Here is a 19,791-nt window from a genome sequence, read left to right on the forward strand (position 1 = left end):
GGTGTCGTCTTGTGATGGTGCAGGATAGATGGGCACGCACAAGGACCCGGACAACGGGCGCCCGGCGCCCGCGCCGCGTGCGGCGGTTTGTGCGGCGGTCAAGCACACGATTCCATGGTCAACGGTACCGCTCTCGCTTATGGTGCCGCCGTTTTTTCAGCCAGACCTCTCTTCCCGTGACTCCCGCCGCCCGTCTTCAAGCCACCCTCGATCTGATGCACGAGGTCGATGGCATCGCGCGCCCCGCCGATGCTGTCGTCTCGTCATGGTTTCGCGTCCGGCGCCATATCGGCGAAACGGATCGCGGTGCTATCTGTGACCTGCTCTATGCGCTGCTGCGGCATCACGCGCGGCTGGGCTGGTGGCTGGCGAAGCATGGGCGCGAAAATCTCCCGCGCAACCGGCTGCTGGCCTGGCTGGTGCTTGATGGCGGCAAGACGCGCGATCAGGTGCAGGGCCTGTTCAATGGCGGTAAATTCGCGCCCGCAGTCCTGAGCGAGAACGAGCGCGGGCTGTTGATGAAATTGCAGGGCTGCACCATCGACCATCCGGCCATGCCGGACGAGGTGCGTCTGGAGTGCCCATCCTGGGCGGCGGCGCATTTGCGGCGGCGGTTCCAAGCCGCTTTCGGGTCCGAGATGGCCGCGCTTTTGGCGCCCGCCCCGCTTGATCTGCGAGTCAATCCGCTCAAGTCGACGCGCGCGCAAATGCTGGGCGCGCTGCGGGATCTTGGCCTGCAGGCCGAGCCCGCGCCGCTGGCGCCGTATGGAATCCGCGTGAAGGAGCGGCCCGCCTTGGCGCGCCTGCCGATGCTGAAGACCGGCGAGGTCGAGATTCAGGACGAGGGCTCGCAGCTGGTCGCGCTGCTGGTGGACGCCCGCGCGGGCGAACGCGTGGTCGATTTCTGCGCCGGGGCCGGCGGCAAGACGCTGGCGATCGCCGCGCAGATGGCGAACAAGGGCCACGTCATGGCCTGCGACGTCTCAGCCGCGCGCCTGAAGCGCAGCGCCGAGCGGTTTCGCCGCGCGGGCTTGCACAATATCGAGACCCGCCTTCTCGCCAGCGAACGGGATCGCTGGGTGAAACGCCACAAGGGCGCGTTCGATCGCGTGCTGGTGGATGCGCCGTGCAGCGGCACCGGCACGTGGCGGCGCAATCCCGATGCACGCTGGCGCGCGCTTGGGCCCGGATTGGACAACCTCCTGCCGCTGCAAGCCGAGATTCTCGCCAGCGCGGCGCGGCTGGTGAAGCCGGGCGGGCGGCTGGTCTATGCCACATGCTCCCTGCTGGCGGAGGAAAACGAAGAGCAGGTGGCCGCTTTCCTCGCGGCGCATCCGGCGTTTCACGTGGTGCCCGTGCGCGAGGCGGCGCCGCAGCTGGGCGTTTCGGCGCATCCCGACCATCTGGCGCTGACGCCGGCACGCCACGAGACCGACGGCTTTTTCGCCGCCGTCCTGCAGCGTGAGGACATGCCCGCCGCTGACTGAGCGCGGGCGCCGCCGGCCCACGCGGACGTTCACTTTCTTATGGGAACGCCCTTGGTGGTGAAGCGCTGCGCGCCGATGGGGCGGCTCGTGGGGCGTTTCGTGCCGGCGGCCTTGCCGGTTCCTGGCGGCTGAAAGGTCGGCACCAGCTGATCCGGGCGCGAGCCGATGAGATCGGAGCGGCCCATCTCCTTCAGCGCCTCGCGCAGAAGCGGCCAATTGTCGGGATCGTGGTAGCGCAGGAACGCCTTGTGCAGCCGCCGCTGCCGTCCGCCCTTGATGGTCTCCACCTGGTCGCTGGCCCCGCGCCGCACGCCGCGCAGCGTGTTGATGCCGGTGTGATACATGGCGGTGGCCGTGGCCATCGGGGACGGCAGGAAGGTCTGCACCTGGTCGGCGCGATAGCGGTTCTTCTTGAGCCAGAGCGCGAGGTTCATCATGTCCTCGTCGGTCGTGCCCGGATGCGCGGCGATGAAATACGGGATCAGATAGTATTTCTTGCCGGCCTGCTTTGCCGCTTCCTCGAACATCTCCTTGAAGCGGTCATAGGTGCCGATGCCCGGCTTCATCATCTTGTCGAGCGGGCCGCGCTCGGTATGTTCGGGCGCGATCTTCAGATAGCCGCCGACGTGATGGGTCACCAGCTCCTTGATATATTCGGGGCTCGTCACCGCCAGATCATAGCGCACGCCGGATGCGACCATCACCTTCTTGACGCCATCCACCTCGCGCACCTTGCGATAGAGGCGGATCAGATCGTCGTGCGAGGTGTTGAGGTTCGGGCAGATGTCGGGAAACACGCATGACGGCAGCCGGCAGGCCGCCTCGATCTTCGGGTCCTTGCACGCCATGCGGTACATATTGGCGGTGGGCCCGCCGATATCCGAGATCACGCCCGTAAATCCCGGCGTCTTGTCCCGGATCAGCTCGATTTCGCGCAGGATCGAGCCTTCCGAGCGGTTCTGGATGATGCGGCCCTCGTGCTCGGTGATGGAACAGAAGGTGCAGCCGCCAAAGCAGCCGCGCATCACGGTCACCGAGAATTTGATCATGTCCCAGGCGGGAATCTTCGCGTCGCCATAGGAGGGATGCGGCGCGCGGGCATAGGGCAGGTCGTAGACCGCGTCCATCTCGTCGGAGGTCAGCGGAATGGGCGGCGGGTTCAGCCACAGGTCGCGGTCGCCGTGGCGCTGGACGAGCGGGCGCGCATTGCCGGGATTGGCCTCCCGGTGCAGCACGCGCGAGGCGCGGGCATAGGCTTCCTTGTCCTGCTCCACCTGTTCATAGGACGGCAGGCGGATTACAGTGTCTCCGGGATGGCGGGCGGCCGCCTCGTCGGCGGAGTCGAGATCGTCCGCGTGCAGTTCCGTGTAATGCTCAGGCACCTTGCGAAACAGCGCCACGCCGCGGATGGATTCCAGCTCGCGCGGCGCTTCTCCGGCGGCGAGGCGGTTCGCGACCTCGACCACGGCGCGCTCGGCATTGCCATAGATCAGCAGATCCGCTTTGGCGTCCGCCAGGATCGAGCGGCGCACTTTGTCGGACCAATAATCATAATGGGCGATGCGGCGCAGCGAGGCTTCGATGCCGCCGAGCACGATCGGCACATCCTTGAACGCCTCGCGGCAGCGCTGGGTATAGACGATGGTGCAGCGATCCGGCCGCTTGCCGCCTTCGCCGCCCGCCGTATAGGCATCGTCATGGCGCAGCCGGCGGTCCGAAGTGTAGCGGTTCACCATCGAGTCCAGATTGCCGCCGGTGACGCCGAAGAACAGGTTCGGCTTGCCCAGCGCCTTGAACGGCTCCGCCGACTGCCAATCGGGCTGGGCTATGATGCCGACGCGGAATCCCTGGGCCTCCAGCAGCCGGCCGATGATCGCCATGCCGAAGCTCGGATGATCCACATAGGCATCGCCCGTGATCAGCACGATGTCGCAGGTGTCCCAGCCGAGCGCCGTCATCTCGGCGCGGCTCATGGGCAGGAACGGCGCCGCCGAGCCGGAATGCATCCGCAGGGCCGGCAGGGCGGTCGAGGTTTTTTCGGCGTGGGCCAGGGTATCCATGGCGCCACGCATAAGGCGCGGGCATCGTGAATTCAACCAAAGCCGTGCCGTCGCGGAAGGCGCGCCCGGTTCGGCGCCTCGCTTCCGCCGGGTGCCGAACCGCGCTGGCGGCGAAGGCTTTGTCGCCCGCCTGGCGCATCATCCGCGTTGGGGCGGGCCCCTGGCACAGAAATGGGCACGCAAACGGGCGTGGGCGATCTTCAGGCCCCGATGCCGCGCACGCAGGCCGCTGCCGGCCGCGCGGCGGCGACACGGGTGTGCGCATCACGAATTTTTGATCTGGATCAAATGCAGATCTTGGGCGGGGGCCTCGCTTTGGCTGAGCAGGGCGTCGAGCCGGCGGCCGTGGTCGGTGAGGCTGTATTCCACATGCAGGGGCAGGGCGCCGATATCCCTGCGGACGAGGAATCCGTTTGCTTCCAGCTCCTTGAGGCGGGCGGAGAGGACGCGGGCGGAGATCGGCCCGGGCAAAGCGCGGCGCAGCGCGCCGAACCGCATCGTCGTGTTGCGCCCCAAGGCCCAGACGATATGGCTCATCCATTCCTGCGCGAGGAATTTCAACAGATGATCAAGCTGGCAGCCGCCTGGCGCATCAAGTGTTTCGCTCTTGCCAAGCACGGTCTCATCCATAGTATCTTCCCGGTTACTACTTTTTTTCCAAACCGATTTGTGGCGCATAGGGGCGGAACTTGGATCGCCAAGTTCCGATGCAACCAAAAGGTGGCCGCATGCTTCAAGCATCCCCCGTTCCGGGCAAGGGACTGCTTTCGCCCGATGACCACACCTTGATCCTGATCGACCATCAATCCCAGATGGCGTTCGCCACCAAGTCCATAGATGCGGTGCTGCTGCGCAACAATGCCGCCATGGTGGCAGCGGCGGCGGCGGGTTTCAATGTCTCCACCATCCTGACCACGGTGGCGGAGAAAACCTTCTCCGGACCCATGTTCGACGAGATCAAGGCTGCGTTCCCCACCGCAGCGCCGATCGACCGCACCAGCATGAACAGCTGGGAAGACAAGAACATCACCGCCGCCGTGACCGCCGCGGGCAAGGGGCGGATCGTGCTCGCCGGGCTGTGGACCTCGGTGTGCATCGTCGGGCCGGCGCTGTCGGCCATCGACCAGGGGTTCGAGGTCTATGTGATCGCGGATGCCTGCGGCGATGTTTCGGACGAAGCGCACGAGCGCGCCATGCAGCGCATGATCCAGGCCGGCGCGCGCCCCATGACGGCGCTGCAATATCTGCTGGAGCTCCAGCGCGACTGGGCGCGCGGGGAGACGTACGAGCTCACCACCGGGATCGCGAAGGTGCATGGCGGCGGCTACGGCCTCGGCATCATCTACGCCAAGAGCATGTTCGGTGCCTCCGAGGCGCATTGAAATGGGCCTCCCTCAAGGACGCGCGGCGCGCGCGTGGCGACATGGGGCCGTCACAGGATGACCGCACACTCACAGTGCGAACCCGATAATCCCGGCCGCCGGGATCTTCTATTGTTCGGTGCCGGCGCCGCCGTTCTCGCGGTGCTGCCGGCCACACGTGCCACCGCGCAAGCGCCGGCCGCACCCCGTTCCCAGTCCACACGCGAAAGGACCGATACCATGGGCTTCGTCACCACCAAGGACGGCGTTGAAATCTTCTTCAAGGATTGGGGTTCCAAGGACGCCCAGCCGATCGTGTTCCACCATGGCTGGCCCCTGTCGTCCGACGATTGGGACGCGCAGATGCTGTTCTTCGTCAACCAGGGCTTCCGCGTGGTCGCCCACGACCGGCGCGGCCACGGCCGCTCGGCCCAGGTGAGCGAGGGCCACGACATGGACCATTATGCCGCCGACGCCTTCGCCGTCGTCGAGCATCTGGACCTGAAAAACGCGGTCCATATCGGCCATTCCACCGGCGGCGGCGAAGTTGCCCGCTATGTCGCCAAGCATGGCGAGCCGGCCGGCCGCGTCGCCAAGGCGGTGCTGGTCAGCGCGGTGCCGCCGCTCATGCTGAAGACCGCCGGCAATCCCGGCGGCCTGCCGATCGAGGTGTTCGACGGCTTCCGCGCGGCGCTGGCCGCCAACCGGGCGCAATTCTTCGTGGATGTGCCCGCTGGCCCGTTCTACGGCTTCAACCGGCCGGGCGCGACGGTGTCCCAGGGGGTCGTCGACAATTGGTGGCGCCAGGGCATGATCGGCAGCGCCAAAGCCCATTACGAGGGCATCAAGGCGTTCTCGGAAACCGACCAGACCGAGGATTTGAAGGCGATCAGCGTCCCGACCCTGGTGCTGCACGGCACCGACGACCAGATCGTCCCGATCGCCGATTCCGCGCTCCTGTCCGTAAAGCTGCTGAAGAACGGCACGCTCAAGACTTATGAGGGCTATCCCCACGGCATGCTCACCACCCATGCCGAGGTGATCAACCCCGATCTGCTCGCCTTCATCAAGGCTTGATCGGGGCGGCTTGATGCCGGTGGCCGGCGGGGCGTTCCCGCCGGCCACGCGCCGGCATGAAACCCCCGGAAGGGGTGATGAAGCTCTATGGGATCTCGCGGGCCGTCGGCGCGCTCGTCGACGTCATCTATGCCGTGCTGGAGATGAAATCCCCGCGCCCCCGGCCCGCCCAACACGCCGGTGTTCATTCTCCATTTGTACGACCCGGCCCGGCACGGGTACGTCCACGCCAAGGCATTGGCCTCCACCGTCCCGGCCCGCGACGAAGGGGCCTTATGGGGCGCGCCTGGCTGTTCCTGCTGGGCGCTCGGAAACCCGGCGCCGCGTGGCCGCTGTCCCTGGAACCCTGAGCCAGAGCGGTGGCGCCGCGTTCGGGAAAGACCGGGATCAGCGGTCGCCCTTGAAGGCGAAGCTCGGCAGGCGCAGCACCCATTCGCCGGAGCGCTTGAGATGGAGGCGCATCTCCTGCTCGGCCCGGTCGGCATCGCCGTCGAGAATGGCTTGCGCCACCCGTACATGGTCCTGGTGCGAGCTTTCCATGTTTTCCGGCTGCATCACTTGGCCCACCTGGAACATCACCACCGGCAGGTGCAATGTTTCGATAAGGTCGGACAGCATGGTGTTGCCGCTGATCTTGACGATGCTGCGGTGGAACAGCCGATTGTGCTCCATGAAGAGGTGCGTCTTCAGCATCTCGCCAGACGGGCGCACCGTGTTCCATATGCCGGTGAAATAATCCCGGTTGGTGCCGGTGCCAATATGCGCGGCGGCGAGGCGCGCGGCGAGGCTCTCCAGATTTTCGCGGATCTGAAACAGCTCGCGCACCTGATCGCGCGAAAGCCGCCGCACCACCGCGCCGCGATTGGGGATGATCTCCAGCAGGCCGTCGGCCTCCAAGCGCCGGAACGCCTCGCGCACCGTGCCGCGGCTGATGCCGATCTCCGCTGTCAGGTCGCCGGCGATCAATCGCTGGCCGGGAACGAGGCGGCCGGCGAAGATCGCGTCGCGCAGCCGCTGGACCGTATGTTCCACGGTCTGGCCGTGCCGGGCATCCAGCCCCTCTCCATTCAGCTCCATCGCCACCCTCTCACCGCTTCGACCGGATTAGCACAAGAGGCCTTGACAGGATATCTATCCAACAAGATTATCCTACAATCCTGGCTGAAACTAAATCAAACATAAAGCCGGGTGGGGCCAGCAGCTCCGGAGAGAAACGCCGCCGCCCGCAAGGGCAGTCCAGCGAAGACACGTCCGGCGAAGACACGTCTCGCAGGGCCACGTCCCGCGAAGGCCATCGAGGTGCCCCATGGTTCCACACCCCATCTGAGGCGTTGCGCGCCTGTGCCGGCTTGAGCAGCCGACGCGCCCTCGCGCGCAGGCAGAGCCTTTCCTGAACCGCATGTGTTCCGCAGGTCGCCTCCCCCTGGGCGGCGATGGCTGACGGCGGTGCCAATGCCTTCATGCGCTTGTTTCCGGCCCGGCTGGTTCGGGGCCGAGGGCGCATGCCCCGATCATTCCGGCGCGCTTCGCGGCGCCGGATGAAATTCGCGGCCATGGGCCGCTGGATTCTTCACCTCAAAGGACGACACACATGGATCTTGGGATCAAAGGGCGGGTGGCCATCGTGAGCGGCGGTAGCCGGGGCATCGGCCGCGAGGCGGCGCGCGAATTCCTGGAAGCGGGGGTCAAGGTCATGATCTCCTCGCGTCATGGCGATCAGGCGGCGGCGACCGCCGCTGAACTCGCCCAGAAGACCGGCGGCGAGATCCGCGCGACCCAGGCGGATTCGCGCCAGCAGGCCGATGTCGAAAACCTCGTGAAGGAGACGCTCGCCGCTTATGGCACCGTCGATATCCTCGTGAACTGCGCCGGCGAGATGTATTCCGGCCGGTTCGAGGAGATGACCGACGAGGGCCTGCAAAACCAGCTCAACACCAAGCTGTTCGGCTGGATGCGGGCGATCCGCGCGGTGGCACCCATCATGCGGGAGAAGAAGTGGGGCCGCATCGTCAGCCTGATCGGCGGCGCGGGCAAGGAGCCGGACCCCTACATGTTCGGCTCGGCCATCACCAACAGCGCCCTGCTTAACATGACCAAGTCGCTCTCTACCGAATTCGGGCCGGACAATGTGCTGGTCAACGCCATCTGCCCCGGCTGGGTGGCGACCGATCTCTGGCGGCGCAACGAGGAGGGCCTGAAAAAGGACCTCGGCGTCCAGTCGACGGAAGAGGCGCGCCAGCTCGCCGCCAAGAAGAACGCGCTTGGCCGCTTCGGCCGGCCCGAGGAACTGGCGAATGCCATTGCCTTCCTGTGCTCGGAGCGCGCCAGCTACATCACCGGTGTCTCGCTGAACACGGACGGCGGCCGTCTCAAGGGTCTTTGGTGAGCCCATGGATCTCGCGCTGACAGACCGCACGGCGATCGTCACCGGGGCATCGCGCGGGATCGGCTTCGCCATCGCCGCGCGCCTGCTCGCGGAGGGCGCGCGCGTGGCGATCTGCGGACGCGATATCTCCCGGCTCGAAGCGGCGGCCGAACGGCTGCACGCTTCGGGCGGAGGCGGGACGGGGGCAACCGTCCTCCCGGTGGTGGCGGACACTTCGGTGCCCGCCGACCGCGACCGGCTGGTGGCAGCGACGCTGGAACAGCTCGGGCCGGTCGATATTCTCGTCAACAATGCGGGCACGCATGTGCGCGCCACCATCGACGATATGACCGACGCGCAGCTCCAAGGCCAGCTCGACGACAAGCTGTTTGGTTTCCTCGGCATGATCCGGGCGGTGCTGCCGGGCATGCGGGCACGGGGCGATGGGCGGGTCGTGAACATCATCGGCCAGGCGACGCGCCATCCCCATCCTGACCGGCTGCCATCCGGCATCGCCAACGCGGCGGCGCAGGCCATGTCCAAGGCGCTGGCGGATGCGCTGGCGCGGGAGAACATCCGCATCAACACGGTGTGCCCGCAATATATCGAGACCGATATTCTCGCGGGCGTCATCGCCAAGGAAATGGCCGACCGCAACCTCGACTACGCGAGCGCGGCTTCCGGCTTCACCCGTGCCAATGTGCTCGGCCGGCTCGGCACGGCGGAGGAGGTGGCGGACCTTGTCGCCTTCCTGGTGTCGGATCGGGCGGACCATGTCAGCGGCAGCTCGGTGTCGATCGACGGCGGCTATCACCGCCATGTTTTCGGATAGGCGGGCGCCATGGATCTGAGCTTGTCCGGAAAAACCGCCATCGTGTCGAACGGGTGCTCCCTGTTCGGATCGGCGGTGGCCGTGCGGCTCCTCCAGGAGGGGGCGCGCGTCGCCATCGGCGGACAGGATGCGCGCACGCTCTGGGCCACGCTTGCGGCGCTCGGAGCGCATGGGGAGGCGCGGGCGATCCCCATGCCGGGGGGCGATCCGGTGGTGGGCATGCCCCAGATGGTGCGGGCCGCCGTCGTCACCTTCGGCGCGCCGGACATTCTGGTGGCGGATGTGTGCGAGCCGCTGGAAGGGACGCTCGACACGGTGACGGCGGAGCGCCTCGCGGCTTATCTGCGGGACGGGCTGGTCGCGCTCTGGGCTTTCGTGCAGGCAGGAGCCGCCCATATGCCGCAGGACGGGGGCGGGCGCATCGTCCTGCTGATCAATGCGGCGGGCAAGATCCCGAGCCGCGACTTTCTGGCGGCTGCGGTACTTGGCGCCGCGCAGCACGCTTTCGTAAAATCGGTGTCCGACCATTTCGGACCCCTGGGCATCACCGTCAATGCGGTGTGTGTCGGCACCGCGGCGCCCGGCGCGGCGGGCACGGGGATCGGCACCGAGCCCTATCTCGGGCGTGGCCTCGGCCAGCAGGAGAGCGGCTGGGGCACGGCCCCGCCGCTCGGGCGCTGGTGCACGCCCGAGCATGTCGCCGACGCCGTGGCCTTCCTGGCCTCGGCACGCGCCGGCTTCGTGACCGGCGCCAATATCGACGTCGACGGCGGCCAGCAACGCATGATCTTCTGAACGGGAAACAGGCATGATCGAGCTTCAGCACATCAGCAAGACGTTCAGGAAGAAGGAGAGTGCGCTTCATGCCGTGCAGGACGTGAACCTGTCGATCGCACCACGATCCATCGTCGCGCTCATCGGCCCGTCCGGCTGCGGGAAATCCACCCTGCTGAACATGATCGCCGGCCTGTATGCGCCGAGCGAGGGACAGGTGTTCTACGACGGCGCGCGCGTCACCGACGTCAATACCAACGTCGGCTACATGACGCAGAAGGACAATCTGCTGCCCTGGCGCACGGTGCTGGACAATGTCTCCTTTCCCCTCGAGGTCGCCGGGGTGCCGCAGGCGGAACGCTATGCCGCCGCCGCAAAGCTGATCGACCTCGTGGGCCTCTCGGGCTTCGAGCAGAAATATTCCCACGAATTGTCCGGCGGCATGCGCAAGCGGGTCTGCCTCGCGCGCATGCTGATCTACAAGCCGAACGCGCTGCTGCTGGACGAGCCGTTCGCGGCGCTCGACGCGCAATTGCGCATCGCCATGCACGCGCTGCTGATGCGCCTGTGGGAGGAGCAGCAGCAGACCATCCTGTTCGTCACTCACGACCTCGTGGAGGCGATCACGCTGGCCGACCGGGTGGTGGTGTTCACGCGCCGGCCTGCCAGCATCGTGCTGGACCAGGCTATCGACCTGCCGCGCCCGCGCGACGTTCACGAAGTGCGCTTCACGGAGCCCTTCCACCGCATCCACAATGCCCTGTGGGACCGCCTGCGCATCCAATATGACGAGGTGCGCCTATGAGCCCGGCGAAGGCGGCGGCAGAACCGGAGACCAGCCTCATGCAAACTCCCCGCTCCGGCCGCGACGTGCCGCCCGTCACCGACGCCCCTCATCGGCTGGCCGACATGGGCGCCAGCCGGATGATGATGTTTCAGGTCCTGCTTGGGGTCGCCCTGCTGGTCGTCTGGCAGCTCGTCTCCGGCCGGCTGGTGGATAATTTCCTCATCAGCAACCCCATTTCCATCGCCTCCCGGCTGTGGACCTGGACGCTGAACGGCTCGATCTTCATTCACATCTGGGCGACGGTGTATGCGACCGTGCTCGGCTTCGTCATCGGCGCGGTGGCCGGTGTCGCCGGCGGCGTATGGCTCGGCCTGTCGCCGTTTCTCAGCCGCCTGCTGAACCCCTATATCTGGGCGTTCAACGCCGTGCCCAAGGTGGCGCTCGCGCCGCTGTTCATCCTGTGGTTCGGCCTCGGCATCGAATCCAAGGTGGCGCTGGCCGCCATCCTGGTGGTGTTCCTGGTGTTCGTGAACACCTATGCCGGCGTGCGCGAGGTGGATCAGGACCTGATCGACGGCGCACGGCTGATGCGCGCCTCCAAGCGGCAGATCCTGATGAAGGTGATCCTGCCGTCCTCGCTCGCATGGATCTTCGTCGGGCTGAAGACGGCGGTCCCGTTCGCGCTGATCGGCACCATCATCGGCGAGATGATCGCGGCCAACCGGGGCCTCGGCTATCTGGTGCAGCGCGCCGGCAGCGATTTCGACACCGCCGGGGTGTTCGCGGCGCTGCTGGCGATCGCTGCCCTCGCGGTCATATTCAACGAAATCGTCGGCACGGTGCAGGCGCGGCTCGACGGCTGGAAAGTCATCAGCCGCTGAATTGCGCCGCTCAGCCGGAAGAAGAGAAGAAGAAGCCGAGCTCCGCAAAAAGAAGGGGCCGGCGCATTGGGAGGAACAGATGAAACAGCACCTGAAACTTGCGTTGGCCGCGCTATGCGCCAGCTTTCTGTGGCAAGGCGCGGCGCGCGCGCAGGAAACCGTGCGCATCGCCAATATCGGCCACGGCTATTATGCCGGCCCGCTTTATGTGGCCATGCGCGAGGGCCTGTTCGAAAAGCACGGGCTGAAAGCGGACGTCACCTTCATCAAGGGCGGCGCGCTGGTGTTCCAGGCGGTGCTTGGACGCAGCGCCGATTTCGGCGTGCTGAGCTATGAGCATGTGCTCACCGCGGCGGCGCAGGGCAAGAACATCGTCTCGGTGTTCAACGTCACCACGCGGCCGCTGAACAATCTCATCGCCACCAATGCTTTATTCGATGCCTATCCCAACGCCACCATCGAACAGAAGGTGCGGGCGCTGAAGGGCAAGAAGGTGGGCGCGCCTTCCGCCGGCGGGTCGGGCGAGAAGATGCTCGGCGTGCTGGCGAAGCGCTACGGCCTCGCGCTGCCGGGCGATGTGGAGCTGGTCTATCTCGGCACGGACGCCGCCTCCTATGTGGGCGCGTTCCGCGGCAAGCTGGTCGATGCCGGCATTCCGTTCGAGCCGGCGGGCGCCGTGGTCGAACAGGAGGGGCTGGGCAAGATCTTCATCAATCTGATGAACGGCGAGATCCCCGAGTTCCGCGACCTGGTGTTCATGACGCTGGCCACCCATCCCGACATGCTGCGCGAGCGGCCGGAGACGGTGCGCAAGGTGGTGGCGGTGTTCGCCGAGGCGCAGAAGATCCTGCTCGACCCGGTGCGCGGCAAGGCGATCATGGCCACGGAATTCCCCGACATGTCGTCTGCCACCAATGACAAGGCCTATGAGATCGTCCGCCAGATCTGGAGCACGGACGGCCGCATGAGCCTTTCCGGCGCGAAGAAGGTGTTCGACTTCCTTCAGCCGTCCGGCACCACGCCGATCGTCTACGAAAACACGTTCACGAACGATTTCCTGCCTAAGAACTGAGGCTGCAATGACGTGCGAAATCCAAAGCGAGGAGCACTGGGCCCGAAAGGGCCCGGTGTCCCTGTTCCTGTGGCGCAAGCGTCTGGCGCAACCCGCACAGGACGGCCGCCCGCCGATCATCCTCGTGCACGGCTCCTCCACCTCAGGCATCCCTTCGTTCGACCTCCAGGTGCCGGGCCAGAGCGATTATTCCTTCATGGATTGGCTGGCCCGGCGCGGCTGGGACGTGTGGACGCTCGACCATGAGGGCTACGGCCGCTCCACGATCACCGACGGCAATTCGGATGTCGCCACGGGCGCACAAGATCTTGCCGCCGCGCATGAAGTGATTGCGCAGGCGACGGGCTCGCCCCATGCCTATGTCTACGGCATGTCCTCCGGCGCCCTGCGGGCGGCGCTGTTCGCGCAGAATGCGCCGGACGTGGTGCAGCGCCTGGTGCTCGATGCCTTCGTGTGGACCGGGGAGGGCTCGCCCACGCTCGCGAAGCGCAAGGAAGGCATCGCTTCGTTCCGGGCCAGCAACCGCCGGCCCATCAGCTATGCCTATATCGAGAGCATCTTCACCCGCGACCTGCCGGGCACCACCCATCCGGCCGTCATCGCCGCCTGTGCCGAAGCGCAGATGGCGCTGGGAGACAGCGTGCCGACCGGCACCTATCTCGACATGACCACCAATCTGCCTTTGGTGGATCCGCTCAAGATCGCCGCGCCGACCCTGATCGTGCGCGGCGAGCACGACGGAATCGCCACAATCGAGGACCTGCTGGAATTCTTCCGCCAGCTTCCGAGCGGCGATAAGCGCTTCGCCAGCCTGCCCGGCATCGCCCATGTGAGCCCGCTGGGCATCAAGCGGCATCTGCTCTGGAACGCGGTGGACGAATTCCTCACCGCCGGCACGGCCTGAGCGGGCCGGGGCTAACCCCCTTTCAAATGAAAAAGCCGGAGCGCGCGAGCGCCCCGGCTTTTTTCTTGTCGTCGCTTCACCGGCCGGCACTCACTCCTTCACGGCGCCGGCGAGCGAGGAGACATAATGGTTCACGAAGAAGGAATAGAGAATGCAGATCGGCAGCGAGCCCACCAGCGCCCCGGACATCAGCGCGCCCCAACGGTAATTGTCGCCGTCGGTGAATACGGTGACGATGGCGATGGGCACGGTTTTGTTCGCTTCCGACTGGATGAACACCAAGGCATAGATGAATTCGTTCCAGCACAAGGTGAAGCAGAAGATGCCGGCCGAGATCAGCCCCGGCACCGCCAGCGGCAGGATGATCTTCAGCAGGATCTGCAGCCGCGAGGCGCCGTCCATCAGGGCGCACTCTTCCAGCTCGTAGGGAATGGTCTTGAAATAGCCGATCAGCAGCCAGGTGGAGAAGGGGATCAAGATGGTCGGATAGGTCAGGATCAGCGCCAGCGGGCTGTCAAACAGGCCATAGGTTGAGACCACCACCGCAAGCGGAATGAACAGCACCGAGGGCGGCACGAGATAGGCGAAGAAGATCATCACGCCGACGAAGCGCGCGCCCCGGAACCGGATCCGGGTGATGGCATAGGCCGCCAGAACCGAGGCGGCCAGCGACAGCGCGGTGGCGGTCACCGAGACCATCATGGTGTTGAGCAGCCAGCGCGGATAATGCGAGCCGAACAGCAGGTCCTTGAGATGCTGCAGCGTCGGCTGCCACACCCAGAACGGGTTGAAGGTGTTGAAATCGGTGAGTTCCGCCGTCGATTTGAACGAGGTCAGCGTCATCCAGTAGAACGGAAACAGCAGCACGAACAGGATGATGGTGAGCGGGACATAGAGATAGACCACCCGCTTCGGCAGGGTCTCCAGATAGTCCATGCCCTCGCCCTCGGGAGCGGACTTGATCTTGCGCCCGAGCCGGGCCGCCGATGTGTCGGCCATGGTAGCCTCCGTGGGATGGGTCATTGGTCGTTCCCCTGCTGCCATTTCTGCCGCTGCAGGCCGAACCAGGAGATCATGATGGCGCCGAGCAGGAACGGGATCATCGCGACCGCGATGGCCGATCCCTCGCCGAGCTGGCCGCCGAGGATCGCGCGCTGATAGGAGAGCGTCGCCATCAGGTCGGTCGCGTTTGCCGGGCCGCCGCGCGTCAGCACCCAGATCAGCTGGAATTCGGTGAAGGTGAACAGCACCGAGAAGGTCATGACCACGGCGATGATGGGCGTGAGCATGGGATAGGTGATGCGGCGGAACATCTGCCAGCTCGAGGCGCCGTCGATGGTCGCAGCCTCATAGAGCGAGACCGGCACGGTTTGCAGCCCGGCCAACAGGGTGATGGCGATGAACGGAATGCCGCGCCACACATTGGCGAAGATCACGGACGCGCGCGCCAGATCGCGATCGCCGAGGAAGTTGATGTTGTGCTCGATCAGCCCGAGCGATTTCAGCGACCAGGAGATGACCGAGAACTGGCTGTCGAGGATCCACCAGAAGGCGATGGCCGAGAGCGCGGTCGGCACGATCCAGGGCAGCAGCACCACCGCGCGGATCAGCGCCTTGAAGGGCAGCCGCTTGTTCAGCAGGATCGCAAGGTAGAAGCCGATGACGAACTTGAAGATGCTCGCCCCGGCCGTGAAAATCAAAGTGTTCATCACCGCGATGATGAAAACCGGGTCGTCCATCAGCCAGATATAATTGCCGAGGCCGATGAATTCGCCCGGGCTTCCCATGCGCGTGTCGGTGAAGCTCAGCCACACGCCATAGGCCAGGGGGTAGGCCAGGAACAGGATCAGAAACGCCACCGCCGGCAGCATGAACCAGAGGGCCTGGAAGTTTCGATTTCCGCTCAGCGCCATCCACCGCGAGCGGCGGACGGGCGTTTCCGGCGTGGTTGCCACGTTCGCGATGGCGTCTTGGGCGTTCATGATGAGGCTCATCCTGGCTCTTTGCGCGGTCCGCGGGCATCGGGGCCGCCCGGCGCGTGGAGCGTCGGGCGGCCAGCGAAAGGCGTCCTGGCTCAGCGATAGATGCGCTGGGCAGAACGCGCCGCGTTCGCCATGGCTTCCTTCTCGTTCGAGCGTCCGGTACAGACCGACGCGAACATGTCGACGAGGATGAAGTCGGCCAGCGCTGCCGCCGCGCGCCGGTCGAGCGCGCCGCGGAAGCCGGGCCAGAGGCTGCGGGCGGTGGCCTCGCGGAAGATCTTGATCTTCGGATCGGAGGTCCACACCGGGTTGGAATCGTAGGCATTGAGCGTCTGGGTCAGGTAGCCGCGCGAGCTTTCCAGCCACGGGTTCATCTGGTTGGCTTCCATCAGGAACGCCATGAACGCCTTACAGGCCTGCGGATACTTGGTGTATTTGAACGCCACCAGCGGGAAGGCGAGCTGCAGTTCGGTCGGCTTGCCGGCCACCCCGATGGGATAGACCGCATGGTCCATGTCGGCGGCGAGCGCCGCCATCTTCGCCGCCTGATCCTTGGCGCCGGCGTCCGCGCCTTCCGGCACTTTCGATTGCGCCAGCGCGTTCTGGTAGATCGAGCAGCCGTTGTTGGTGAGATAGCATTCGCCGGCGGCGAACGCCGCATTGTTGGTGGGATCGAGCCAGGAGGCGGTGCCGGGCAGGAAGGTTTCGTAGAGCGCCTTCACATAGCGCAGCGCATCGGCGGTTTCCGGCGCGTCGATGATGACCTTGCCCTTTTCGTCCACCAGCGAGGCGTTGTGGCTCCACAGCGCCCAATGCAGCCAGGCATTGGCATCGGCGGTGGCGCGGCCGAGCGGCATGCCGGCGGGGGTGTTGTTCGCCTTCAGCGCCTTGCACAGTTCGAGGAAGGCGGCATTGGTGGTCGGGAATTGCGAGAACCCGGCCTTCTTCATCGCCGAGATGCGATAATTGATGTAATTGCCGTTCACCGCGACCGGAATGCAGATCCATTTGTCGCCGTTGCGGCCGAAGGTCGGCGATGCCCCGATCCAGCCGCCGTACTTGCCGCCGAGATAGTCGGCGACGTCGGTGACATCCACCGCATGGTCCGGGAACAGATGGGGCAGCGAGAACAGGCCCCAGAACATGTCCGGGCCGCTGCCCACGTTCACCGCCACGGAGGCCTTGGGCTGGATGTCGTCCCAATTCTCGGAGACGACCGTGATCTTGGTGCCGGTGGCCTTGGTGAAGGCCTCGGTGATCGCCATGAAGGCCTTGTCCTCGGCCTCCAGATAGCGGCGCCAGCGGGTGATCCGCAGCTCGGATCCGGCTTCGGGCTTCCAGGAATTGGTGGCGGCCCAGGCCTTTGCGAACGAGAGAAGATCGGTGCTCGCGGCCAGGCCGACGCCGGCGGCCCCGGTCAGGAATGTTCGACGGTCCAGTGTCATCAGGCTTTCCTCCCACCAGGATCTTCGGAAGCGAGATCCTTTGTTTTTGAGCTTTTGGATGCGCAGCTAGTTCAGGCGCGTGCCGGTATCCGCATCGAACAGGTGCTCGACGCCGGCGTCCGGCGCCACCGTGAGCCGGTCGCCCGGCGCGATCGCGAGCCGCTCGCGCAGCACGCAATTGATGTCCTGCCCGGCGATGCGCGCGACCACATGGGTCTCCGCGCCGGTGGGCTCGACCACCACCACTTCCACCGGCACGCCTGCGGGATCGAGGCGCAGATGTTCCGGCCGCACGCCGTACACCGCGGGCCCCGCCTTCGCCGCGCGCGTCTGGAGCGGCAGCACGATGCCCTGGCCCAGCGCGAAGCCGGACGGCGTGATCGTGCCGTTGAGGAAATTCATGGCCGGCGAGCCGATGAAGCCGGCGACGAACTGGTTCGCCGGGGTGTCGTAGAGCTCCAGCGGGGCGCCGATCTGCTCCACCTGGCCGTCGCGCATCACCACGATCTTGTCGGCCATGGTCATGGCTTCGATCTGGTCGTGGGTGACGTAGATCATGGTGGTGCCGAGCTTCTGGTGCAGCTCCTTGATCTCGGCGCGCATGGTCACGCGCAGCTTGGCATCGAGGTTGGAGAGCGGCTCGTCGAACAGGAACAGCTGCGGATCGCGCACGATCGCCCGCCCCATGGCGACGCGCTGGCGCTGCCCGCCGGAGAGTTGGCGCGGAAACCGGTCCAGCAGGGCGCCGAGGCCGAGGATCTGGGCGGCGTGGTCCACCCGTTCCGCCACCTTGGCCTTGGGCGCCCGCTGCAGATCGAGCGAGAAGCCCATGTTGGCGCGCACCGTCATGTGCGGGTAGAGGGCATAATTCTGGAACACCATGGCGATGTCGCGCTGCTTGGGCGGCACCTCGTTCACCACCCGCTCGGCGATGCGGATCTCGCCGCCGGAAATGCTCTCCAGCCCCGCGATCATGCGCAGCAGGGTGGATTTCCCGCAGCCCGACGGGCCGACCAGCACGACGAATTCGCCGTCGGTGATGTCGATCGACACGCCGTCGATGATCGCGGCGGCGCCGAACCGCTTCTTGACGTCACGAACTTCGACTGAGGCCATGTCTTCATCTCCCTGTTGGTGCGAACCGCGTTGGCGCGGATGTTCTGTTGGGCCGGCGGCGCGTGCGCCGGCCGGTCGCGTCAATGGATGAATTGCCCGCCGTTGACGTCGAGGATGGAGCCGGTGACGAAGCGGGCGAGATCGGACGCCAGGAACAGGCAGACGCAGGCAACGTCATCGGCGGTGCCGAGGCGGCCGAGCGGGATATCGGCGGCGATCTGCGCCTTGCGCTCGGCGCTCATCTTGCCCTGGAAGATGTCGGTATCGATGGTGCCGGGCGAGACGGCATTGACGCGGATGCGGTCCCCGCCGAGTTCGCGCGCCAGGGACTTCGTCAGGCTGTGCACCCCGCCTTTGGCGGCGGCATAATGCGGCCCGCCGAACAGCCCGCCGCCGCGCTGGGCGGCGATGGAGCCGAAGCACACGATGCTGCCGCCGCGTTCGCGCATGTGCGGCACCGCCGCCTGACTCATGTTGAGCGTGCCGCGCAGGCTCACGTCGATCACGAGGTCGAACTTCGCCTGCGTGATCTCCATCAGGCGGTCGCTCTGGCTGACGCCGGCGGCATTCACCACCACGTCGATCCGCCCGTATTCCGCCAGCACGGCGGCGATCAGCGCGTGGCACTGGTCCGGGTCGGCGACGTCGCAGGCAAAGCCGCGATGCGCCGCGCCGATGCCGGCCGCGGCGGCCTCAGTGGCGATGGCGTCGAGATCGACGATCACCACCTTGGCGCCTTCATCGGCGAACCGCTTGGCCGTGGCGCGGCCGATCCCGCGTTCGGAGGCCGCCCCCGTTATGATCGCGATCTTGCCTTCGAGCAGCATGAAACACACTCCATTTGGGTGGCGGCGCCGTCAGTCGGCGGTCCAGCCGCCGTCGATCACGAGGGACGAGCCGGTCATCAGAGAGGAGGCGTCGGAGGCGAGGAACACCACCGCGCCGATCAGGTCTTCCACTTTGCCGATGCGGCCGAGCTTGATCTTTTTCAGCACGTCGTCGCGGAATGCGGGATTGCTGAGGAAGGTGCCGGCCAGCGGCGTCTCGATGAAGGTCGGGCACAAGGTGTTGACGCGGATGCCATAGGGCGCGAGGTCGACCGCCATGGCCTTGGTCATGCCCTCCATGGCCCATTTCGAGGCGCAATAGACGGTGCGCGTCGCCGCGCCCACATGGCCCATCTGCGAGGACATGTTGATGATCGAGCCGCCGCGGCCCGCCGTCACCATGCCCCGCGCCACCGCCTGCGCCACGAAATAGGCGGCGCGCACGTTCAGCCCCATGATGAGGTCGAAATCCTCCACCGGCACGTCCAGGAACGGCTTGGTGCGGTTGGTGCCGGCGTTGTTCACCAGGATGTCGTAGGGCGCGCGTCCCTCCAGCGCGGCGGGGATGGTCTCCACCGCGCTCACGTCCAGGGTCAGCGTATCGGCCGATCCGCCGTCGCGGATGATCTCGTCCGCCGCCGCGCTGATCTCGCCCGCCGAGCGGGCGGCGAGGGTGACATGGGCCCCCATGGCCGCGAGTGTGCGGGCCGAGGCGAGGCCGATGCCGCGTCCTGCGCCGGAGATCAGCGCGCGCTTGCCGGTGAGGTCGAAGGCGGGGACGTATCCCCCCGTGTGGTGATCGGTCGTGTTCATGCCCGCCC

The 19,791-nt window shown here is 66.1% G+C and carries 19 protein-coding genes; 10 read left to right on the forward strand and 9 right to left on the reverse strand.

All coding sequences use genetic code 11. The annotated features are described in order from the left end of the window. Positions 1-14 precede the first annotated feature (14 nt). Entirely contained in the window at positions 15-1,487 is a 1,473-nt protein-coding gene (locus V5G24_RS09105) for an RsmB/NOP family class I SAM-dependent RNA methyltransferase (RefSeq protein WP_394085602.1), read from the forward strand. A 29-nt stretch (positions 1,488-1,516) separates the two neighbouring features. On the opposite strand, the gene V5G24_RS09110 is transcribed toward V5G24_RS09105, so the two are convergent. Together V5G24_RS09110 and V5G24_RS09115 are read right to left on the reverse strand one after the other, a co-directional pair. Next, positions 1,517-3,493, reverse strand: a complete 1,977-nt coding sequence (locus V5G24_RS09110) for a YgiQ family radical SAM protein (RefSeq protein WP_394085601.1) — start codon at positions 3,491-3,493, stop codon at positions 1,517-1,519. Between the two features lie 318 nt (positions 3,494-3,811). Further along, positions 3,812-4,288, reverse strand: coding sequence for a winged helix-turn-helix transcriptional regulator (locus V5G24_RS09115; protein WP_394085513.1), 477 nt, complete (start codon positions 4,286-4,288; stop codon positions 3,812-3,814). Between V5G24_RS09115 and V5G24_RS09120 the strand changes: the two genes are divergently transcribed. Together V5G24_RS09120 and V5G24_RS09125 are read left to right on the forward strand one after the other, a co-directional pair. Continuing rightward, the gene (locus tag V5G24_RS09120) at positions 4,276-4,929 is read left to right on the forward strand and encodes a hydrolase (RefSeq protein ID WP_394085512.1); all 654 of its coding nucleotides are present in this window, start codon (positions 4,276-4,278) and stop codon (positions 4,927-4,929) included. The genes V5G24_RS09115 and V5G24_RS09120 overlap by 13 nt on opposite strands. A 219-nt stretch (positions 4,930-5,148) precedes the next feature. After that, entirely contained in the window at positions 5,149-5,985 is an 837-nt protein-coding gene (locus V5G24_RS09125) for an alpha/beta fold hydrolase (protein ID WP_394085511.1), read from the forward strand. 387 nt (positions 5,986-6,372) lie between these two features. Here V5G24_RS09125 and V5G24_RS09130 read toward each other — a convergent pair whose 3' ends face one another. Further along, positions 6,373-7,062 (reverse strand): GntR family transcriptional regulator, encoded by a 690-nt coding sequence (locus tag V5G24_RS09130; RefSeq protein ID WP_394085510.1) that lies wholly within the window; start codon positions 7,060-7,062, stop codon positions 6,373-6,375. 514 nt (positions 7,063-7,576) lie between these two features. On the opposite strand from V5G24_RS09130, the gene V5G24_RS09135 reads away from it, so the two are divergent. The 7 genes from V5G24_RS09135 (at position 7,577) to V5G24_RS09165 (ending at position 13,600) form a co-directional block, all read left to right on the forward strand. Next, positions 7,577-8,371, forward strand: a complete 795-nt coding sequence (locus tag V5G24_RS09135) for an SDR family NAD(P)-dependent oxidoreductase (protein WP_394085509.1) — start codon at positions 7,577-7,579, stop codon at positions 8,369-8,371. Between the two features lie 4 nt (positions 8,372-8,375). After that, entirely contained in the window at positions 8,376-9,182 is an 807-nt protein-coding gene (locus tag V5G24_RS09140) for an SDR family NAD(P)-dependent oxidoreductase (RefSeq protein WP_394085507.1), read from the forward strand. A gap of 9 nt (positions 9,183-9,191) precedes the next feature. Continuing rightward, positions 9,192-9,977 (forward strand): SDR family NAD(P)-dependent oxidoreductase, encoded by a 786-nt coding sequence (locus V5G24_RS09145; protein ID WP_394085506.1) that lies wholly within the window; start codon positions 9,192-9,194, stop codon positions 9,975-9,977. Between the two features lie 13 nt (positions 9,978-9,990). After that, positions 9,991-10,761 (forward strand): ABC transporter ATP-binding protein, encoded by a 771-nt coding sequence (locus V5G24_RS09150; protein ID WP_394085505.1) that lies wholly within the window; start codon positions 9,991-9,993, stop codon positions 10,759-10,761. 38 nt (positions 10,762-10,799) lie between these two features. Then, complete coding sequence (locus V5G24_RS09155; RefSeq protein WP_394085504.1) at positions 10,800-11,624, forward strand: ABC transporter permease; 825 nt, start codon at positions 10,800-10,802, stop codon at positions 11,622-11,624. A 79-nt stretch (positions 11,625-11,703) separates the two neighbouring features. Further along, positions 11,704-12,696 (forward strand): ABC transporter substrate-binding protein, encoded by a 993-nt coding sequence (locus V5G24_RS09160; RefSeq protein WP_394085503.1) that lies wholly within the window; start codon positions 11,704-11,706, stop codon positions 12,694-12,696. A gap of 7 nt (positions 12,697-12,703) precedes the next feature. Then, complete coding sequence (locus V5G24_RS09165; RefSeq protein ID WP_394085502.1) at positions 12,704-13,600, forward strand: alpha/beta hydrolase; 897 nt, start codon at positions 12,704-12,706, stop codon at positions 13,598-13,600. Between the two features lie 90 nt (positions 13,601-13,690). On the opposite strand, the gene V5G24_RS09170 is transcribed toward V5G24_RS09165, so the two are convergent. The 6 genes from V5G24_RS09170 to V5G24_RS09195 form a co-directional block, all read right to left on the reverse strand. Next, complete coding sequence (locus tag V5G24_RS09170) at positions 13,691-14,599, reverse strand: carbohydrate ABC transporter permease (protein ID WP_394085501.1); 909 nt, start codon at positions 14,597-14,599, stop codon at positions 13,691-13,693. Positions 14,600-14,619: 20 nt separating this feature from the next. Continuing rightward, positions 14,620-15,513 (reverse strand): carbohydrate ABC transporter permease, encoded by an 894-nt coding sequence (locus V5G24_RS09175; protein WP_394085600.1) that lies wholly within the window; start codon positions 15,511-15,513, stop codon positions 14,620-14,622. A 161-nt stretch (positions 15,514-15,674) separates the two neighbouring features. Beyond that, on the reverse strand, positions 15,675-17,027 hold the full coding sequence (locus V5G24_RS09180) for an ABC transporter substrate-binding protein (protein WP_394085500.1): 1,353 nt from the start codon (positions 17,025-17,027) through the stop codon (positions 15,675-15,677). A 66-nt stretch (positions 17,028-17,093) separates the two neighbouring features. Further along, positions 17,094-18,143: an ABC transporter ATP-binding protein gene (locus V5G24_RS09185; protein WP_394085499.1), complete on the reverse strand. Its 1,050-nt coding sequence runs from the start codon at positions 18,141-18,143 to the stop codon at positions 17,094-17,096. Between the two features lie 80 nt (positions 18,144-18,223). Continuing rightward, entirely contained in the window at positions 18,224-18,970 is a 747-nt protein-coding gene (locus V5G24_RS09190; RefSeq protein WP_394085498.1) for an SDR family NAD(P)-dependent oxidoreductase, read from the reverse strand. Positions 18,971-19,000: 30 nt separating this feature from the next. Then, on the reverse strand, positions 19,001-19,783 hold the full coding sequence (locus V5G24_RS09195; RefSeq protein WP_394085497.1) for an SDR family NAD(P)-dependent oxidoreductase: 783 nt from the start codon (positions 19,781-19,783) through the stop codon (positions 19,001-19,003). Between the last annotated feature and the right edge of the window lie 8 nt (positions 19,784-19,791).

Origin of the sequence: Roseixanthobacter finlandensis (genome assembly GCF_043195105.2) — a bacterium.
Classification (GTDB): domain Bacteria; phylum Pseudomonadota; class Alphaproteobacteria; order Rhizobiales; family Xanthobacteraceae; genus NCEH01.